This is a genomic window from Streptomyces sp. rh34 (assembly GCF_002551245.1).
Taxonomy (GTDB): domain Bacteria; phylum Actinomycetota; class Actinomycetes; order Streptomycetales; family Streptomycetaceae; genus Streptomyces.
Map to the genome: position 1 here is coordinate 1 of NZ_NTGZ01000349.1, position 6,231 is coordinate 6,231.

A 6,231-nucleotide genomic window follows, 5' to 3' on the forward strand; every position below is an offset into this window, starting at 1 on the left:
CACCCGGGCGGTGAGCCCGGTGACCGGAGCCGCGCCCACGGCGTCGCCGGGGCCGGCCCCGTACGCCGCCGCCGGGCCCGGGCCCGTACGCCGGCTCACCGTGCTCTACGACGCGCGGTGTCCGCTCTGCGTCCACCTGCGGCACTGGCTCCAGCGGCAGCGGCAGCTCGTCCCGCTGGACCTCGTACCGGCCGGATCGGCCGAGGCCCGGCGGCGGTTCCCGGAGCTGGACCACGCGGCGACGTTGGCGGAGATCACCGTCGTCGGCGACCTGGGACAGGTCTACCGGGAGGCCTCCGCCTGGATCGTCTGCCTGTGGGCGCTGGCCAAGTACCGCTCCCGGGCCCACTGGCTGACCACCCCGGCGGGGCGGCCCTTCGCCCGGGGCACCGTCCTGGCCGCCGCCCGCTACCGCTCGATGGTCCTCCCGCCCTGCGCCCCCGGGGTCCGCGAGTGCGCCGTCCCGCCCGGAGGACCGTGGGGTCCCCGATAGCCTTGGGCCCGTGGTGAAGGAAGAGAAGAACGTGCAGGAGAAGAAACCGGCCAAGGCCGCGAAGAGCGAGCAGACCCGCACGCTGATTCTCGAAACGGCGCTCCGGCTCTTCGCGGAGCGCGGCTACGACCGGACGACCATGCGGGCCATCGCCCAGGAGGCGGGCGTCTCGGTCGGGAACGCCTACTACTACTTCTCCTCGAAGGAGCACCTGGTCCAGGGCTTCTACGACCGCATCGCCGACGAACACGCCGAGGCGGTCCGGCCCGTGCTGGAGGGGGACGGGGATCTGACCGTACGCGTCAGGGGCGTGCTGCTCGGCTGGCTGGACGTGGCGGAGCCGTACCACCGTTTCGCCGCCCAGTTCTTCAAGAACGCCGCCGATCCGGACAGCCCGCTCTCCCCGTTCTCCGAGGACTCGGCCGCCGCCCGCGACGCGGCGATCTCCATCCACGAGCGCTGCATCGCGGGGGCGGACGTCAAGAGCGACCCGGAACTGGCTCCGCTGCTGCCGCAGTTGATGTGGCTGATGCAGATGGGGCTGGTGCTGTTCTGGGTGTACGACCGCAGCCAGGGCGCCGAGCGCAGCCGCCGGCTGGTCGAGCGCACCGCGCCGATCGCCGCACGGGCCATCTCGCTCTCCCGGTTCCGGGTGCTGCGACCGCTGGTGCGGCAGATCCACGCGCTGCTGGTGGAGTTCCTGCCGGGTACGGAGACGGCCGGGCCCAGGGGCGGGACACCCCCCGAGGCCCGGCCGGCCGACTGATCCGTCCGGATCAGATCCAGCTGAGTTCCCACAGGCGCCAGGTGCCGGTGCCGTCGGAGAGGTACTGGGAACCGGCGACCTCGGACTTGGCGACGACGTAGTCCTTCTTCTGCCACAGCGGCAGCAGGGGGACGTCCTCGCCGACCAGCGACTGCATGTCCTTGAAGTCGCCCGAGGTCCGGCTGCGGTCGCTGAACTGCTGCGTGGCGGCGATCAGCTGGTCCATCTTCTTGCTGGAGTAGCCGTTGTGCAGGACGTTCCCGGTGCCGACGAGCGGCTGGCTGAAGGTGTCGGGGTCCGGGAAGTCGGGGAACCAGCCGACGGTGTACATGTCGTACTTCCCGGCCGCGTACTCCTTCTGGTACTTCGTCCACTCCACGGCCTTGACCGAGACCTCGAACAGCCCGTCCTTCTCCATCTGACGGCGCAGCTCGGCGGTCTCCTTGGTGTACATGTCGCCCTCGCGGTAGGCGAAGTTGACGGCGACCGGCGTCTCCACTCCGGCCTCCTCCAGCAGTTGCGCCGCACGCTTGGGGTCGGAGGAGGGGTAGACGTCGAAGAAGGGGGTGCTGTGCCCGATGTAGCCGGTGGGGATCAGCGAGTACAGCGGGTCGACCGTGCCCTGGTAGACCTTCCGGACCAGGGGGCCCCGGTCGAGGAGCGTGGCGACAGCCTGGCGGACCTTCTTCTCCCTGAACGGCGAGCCCTCGCGCAGGTTGAAGATGACGTTGCGGATCTCGGCGCTGGCCGCCTCGGTGACCCGCACGTCCGGGTCGTTCACGTTCAGTTCGGCGAGCGTCTCGGACGGCAGCTGGCGGTGGGCGATGTCCACGTCGTCGGCGTCCCAGGACGTCTGAAGCTCCTCGGAGGTCTTGAAGTAGCGGATGTTCACCGCCTCGCCGGTCTTCTTGAGCGCGCCCTTGTACTTCAGGTTCGGCACCAGCTCGGCGCTGTTCCCCGGCTCGTACGACTTGAGGACGTACGGGCCGGAGCCGTCGACCTGGTTGCCCCGGCGGAGCTTGTCCTTCGGGTACTTCGTCGGGTCGACGATCGCGGCGGCGCCGGTGGCGATCTTCTGCGGGAAGGTCGCGTCCTTGGCGGACAGGTTGAAGGTAATCGTGCGGCCCTCGGTCGTCACCGTGTCGAGGGTGGGGAAGAGGCCCGCGGGGCCGACGTCCGACTTGATCGTGAAGATCCGGTCGAAGGAGTGCTTGACGTCCTCGGCGGTGATCTTGCGGCCGTTGGAGAAGGTCAGGTCGTCACGGAGCTTGCACTGGTACGTCTGGAGCTTCTGCCCGACGAACCCGCAGCTCTCGGCGGCGTCCGGTTCCGGCGTGACCGCACCGGGCTTGAAGGTCATCAGCGACTGGTAGAGGTTGCTGTAGATCGCCCAGGAACCCGCGTCGTACGCGCCGGCCGGGTCGAGGGAGGTGACGACGTCCGATGTCCCGACAGTGATCGCATCGGTCTTCGCCTCCCCCGACGGGAGCAGTTGCCAGGCGCCGACGCCCGCTATGACCAATACCGCGAGAATCGCGAGAATCCGTACCCGGACCGACCGCATTGCCGTGCTCTCCCTTACCAGCCCCACCTCGGCGGTGGCGTTCAGTTCCGCACATCGCCGCACGTTCGCGCTTACCCAATCACACGATTTTCACATCTGGAAGAGTAAATGGGGCGCTCACAGCCTTTTGTTGGACACGTACCCAAACCTCTGTCCGAAAAGGCTGTTTCGCGCCTCCCACCTGCGGCTTTCCGTAGCTGACGGTGACCTTTCGGTGTGGATTCCATGAGGAGGGATCCGGGGCTCGCGAACCGTCGCACCCGCAACCGGACTACGTCTGACGGGAGGCCAGCTCCACGACGGTGATGTCGGAGGGGGCGCCCACCCGGACCGGCGGGCCCCAGGCGCCCGCACCGCGCGAGACGAAGAGCTGGGTGTCGCCGTAGCGTTCGAGGCCGGCGACGGTGGGGTTGGCCAGTTCGGCGAGGAGGTTGCCGGGCCAGAGCTGTCCGCCGTGGGTGTGGCCGGAGAGCTGGAGGTCGACACCGTGCTCGACGGCGTCGTGGATGACGACGGGCTGGTGGGCGAGGAGGACGGCGGCCCGGCCACGGTCCCGGTCGCCCAGTGCGCGGGCGAAGTCGGGCCCCTGCCCCTCGGTCTCGCCCGCGATGTCGTTGACGCCGGCGAGGTCGAAGCCCTCGATCTCGACCCGGGCGTTCTCCAACGGGTGCAGGCCCAGTTCGCGGACGTGGTCGACCCACTGCTCGGCGCCGGAGAAGTACTCGTGGTTGCCGGTGACGAAGAAGCTGCCGTGGCGGGCGCGCAGGGCGGCCAGCGGTTCGGCGGCGGAGCCCAGGTCCGCGACGGACCCGTCGACGAGGTCGCCGACGACGGCGACCAGGTCGGGCGAGGTCGCGTTGATCGTGTCGACGATCCGCCGGGTGTGGGCGCGGCCGAGGATCGGGCCGATGTGGATGTCGCTGACCACGGCGATCCGGAAGCCGTGGGCGGCGCGGGGCAGTTTGGCCAGCGGGACGGTGATCCGCCGGACGCTGGGCCCGCGCAGCACGCCGTACGCGCCGTACCCGACGGTGGCGAGTCCGGCGGCGGCCGCCGCGCCGCCGACGACCCGGGAGACGAAGAGCCGCCGGGAGGGGCCGGGGGCGGAAGCCGGCGCGGAGGCGGAAGCCGGCGCGGAGGCGGAAGCCGGCGCGGAGGCGGGGGCGATGGCGGGCGCGGTGGTCGAGGTGGCCGGGGCTTCGGCGGCCGGTTCCGCTTCCCGTTCCCTTTCCGTCCCCGTCACGGGGGCCGGCGCCGCACTCCCTGCCGCTTCCGATCGTGCGGGGGCGCCGGCCGAGCCGGACGGCACCAGCTCTTCGGCACGGGGGCGGGTCTCGTCCGGGACGTCGGCGGGGATTCCGGTTCCCGTTCCGTTCTCCTCCGGCGGGGCCGCGGCGGCCGGCTCCGGAACGGTCCGGGCATCGGCCCCCGGCCCCACCCCGTCGCGCCGGGCGAGGACCCGCAGGAGGACCGGACGTACGACCTCGCCCACGAGCAGCGCCAGCGTCAGGTAGAGCAGGCAGGCGAGCCACAGGAAGCCCGGCCAGGCCAGCACCTGCTGGAGCCAGAAGGGGGCTCCCACCCGGCCGGACGTCATGGCACCGACGCTCAGCAGGGGCAGGACGAAGGCCGCGACGGTGCCCACCCGGCGCAGCGGGCTGCCCGGCGCCGTCGTGTCACCGACGAAGCGGCGCCACAGATACCGGTGAACGGTGCCGAGCAGCGCCAGCACCACGAGCCCCATCAGAGCGAAGACCACTGCCATCCGAGCTTCCCCATGTTCCCGTCGTCATGCGCGGTCGTCGCGCAAAGCCCGGACTCCGCGCAACCCGATCACGCCGACCACCGTCCCCAGAGAAAAGGACGCGATGGCGAGCAGCAGGTGCACCCAGAAGTACCCGGTCGGTTCGCCCGCGTCGTCGAAGGCGAGCCCGCTGCCGTCCTGCCACAGGTTCTTGACGAAAGTGATCCAGATGAACCAGCTCCACACCCCGAACGCGAGCAGGAACCAGGACACGCGGCGGCTGAGCTTCATGGGTCCAGTATCGCCGCCGCCCCCCGGCTCCCTCTCCCGGGGTGGCGTCCGAACGGGGCCGTCCCGGCGTTCCCTGCGGCGGGTCAGCCGGTCCGGGTCCGCATCCACACCTTCGCCCTGTACGTTTCCGACCGTGCCTGCTCTGAAAAAGATCGCCCTCACGGTCACCTCTGCCGCCTTGTTGTCCGGTTTCGTCCTGAGTCCCGCCACGGCGGCCGACAAGGACAAGAGCGACGACAAACAGCCCAAGCCGCCGAGCACGATGTCCAGCCTCGGCGGGGAGCAGCTCGGCAGGGCCGGTACCCAGGTCAATCTGGGCCCGGGGGCGCCGGTGCTGCCCAAGGCGCTGACCGGCCGGTCCTGGATCGTCGCGGACGCGGAGAACGGTGACGTTCTGGCGGCGCACAACTCGCACTGGCGACTGCCGCCCGCCTCCACCATGAAGATGCTCTTCGCGGACACCGTCCTGCCCGCGCTCCAGCCCACCACCCTGACCCACAAGGTGACGGAAGGTGAGCTGTCCGGGGTCGGCGAGGGCAGCAGCCTGGTCGGGATCAAGGAGGACCACACCTACACGGTCCACGACCTGTGGCTCGGGGTGTTCCTGCGGTCGGGCAACGACGCGGTGCACGTCCTGTCGGAGATGTACGGCGGCGTCCCGAAGACGGTGGCCGCGATGCAGAAGCACGCCGAGGAGCTCCAGGCCCTGGACACCCGGGTGGTCTCGCCGGACGGGTACGACGCCCCGCGCCAGGTCTCCAGCGCCTACGACCTGACCCTGATCGCCCGCAGCGGACTCCAGAAGAAGGACTTCCGCGAGTACGCGGCGACCGCGTCGGCCGACTTCCCCGGCGAGGAGAAGAAGGGCAAGAAGCGCGGCTCCTTCGAGATCCAGAACACCAACCGGCTGATCACCGGGGACATCGGCGTGGACCCGTACCAGGGCATCGCGGGCGTCAAGAACGGCTACACCACCCACGCGGGCAACACCTTCACCGGCGTCGCCGAGCGCAACGGCAAGGTCCTGCTGGTCACGGTCATGAACCCGTCGGCGGACGAGAGCCACGCCGTCTACAAGGAGGCCGCGAGCCTGCTCGACTGGGGCTTCGCCGCGAGCGGCAAGGTGACCCCCGTCGGCGAGCTGGTGCCGCCGAAGTCCGTGGACACCGGGACCGGCGGCAAGGGCGCGGCGAAGCCCGCCGCCGGAGCCGACCAGGGCTCGGGAGGACAGGCGGAGGCCGCGCACGCGTCGGCGGCCTCGAACGGTTCCGGCGGGGTCGGGATCGTCCTGGCGATCATCGGCGGGCTGCTGGTGTTCCTGGCCGGCGGGGTGTTCCTCGTCAACCGTCGCTGGCCGCTGACCGGCCTGGCCC

The 6,231-nt window shown here is 70.6% G+C and carries 6 protein-coding genes; 3 read left to right on the forward strand and 3 right to left on the reverse strand.

Going from position 1 to position 6,231, the window contains the following annotated elements:
• Positions 1-493: thiol-disulfide oxidoreductase DCC family protein (locus CR470_RS34820; protein WP_373561462.1), on the forward strand; the 493-nt coding region annotated here is incomplete at its 5' end.
• Positions 494-503: 10 nt separating this feature from the next.
• Positions 504-1,259: a TetR/AcrR family transcriptional regulator gene (locus tag CR470_RS34825; protein ID WP_097871445.1), complete on the forward strand. Its 756-nt coding sequence runs from the start codon at positions 504-506 to the stop codon at positions 1,257-1,259.
• Between the two features lie 10 nt (positions 1,260-1,269).
• Here CR470_RS34825 and CR470_RS34830 read toward each other — a convergent pair whose 3' ends face one another.
• The 3 genes from CR470_RS34830 to CR470_RS40910 all read right to left on the reverse strand — a co-directional run bounded on the left by CR470_RS34830 (position 1,270) and on the right by CR470_RS40910 (position 4,858).
• Positions 1,270-2,823: an ABC transporter substrate-binding protein gene (locus tag CR470_RS34830; RefSeq protein WP_097871447.1), complete on the reverse strand. Its 1,554-nt coding sequence runs from the start codon at positions 2,821-2,823 to the stop codon at positions 1,270-1,272.
• Positions 2,824-3,094: 271 nt separating this feature from the next.
• Positions 3,095-4,582, reverse strand: a complete 1,488-nt coding sequence (locus tag CR470_RS34835) for a metallophosphoesterase (RefSeq protein ID WP_097871451.1) — start codon at positions 4,580-4,582, stop codon at positions 3,095-3,097.
• Between the two features lie 30 nt (positions 4,583-4,612).
• On the reverse strand, positions 4,613-4,858 hold the full coding sequence (locus CR470_RS40910; RefSeq protein ID WP_257139020.1) for an SCO4848 family membrane protein: 246 nt from the start codon (positions 4,856-4,858) through the stop codon (positions 4,613-4,615).
• Positions 4,859-4,991: 133 nt separating this feature from the next.
• Between CR470_RS40910 and CR470_RS34840 the strand changes: the two genes are divergently transcribed.
• Positions 4,992-6,231: D-alanyl-D-alanine carboxypeptidase family protein (locus tag CR470_RS34840; RefSeq protein WP_257139021.1), on the forward strand; the 1,240-nt coding region annotated here is incomplete at its 3' end.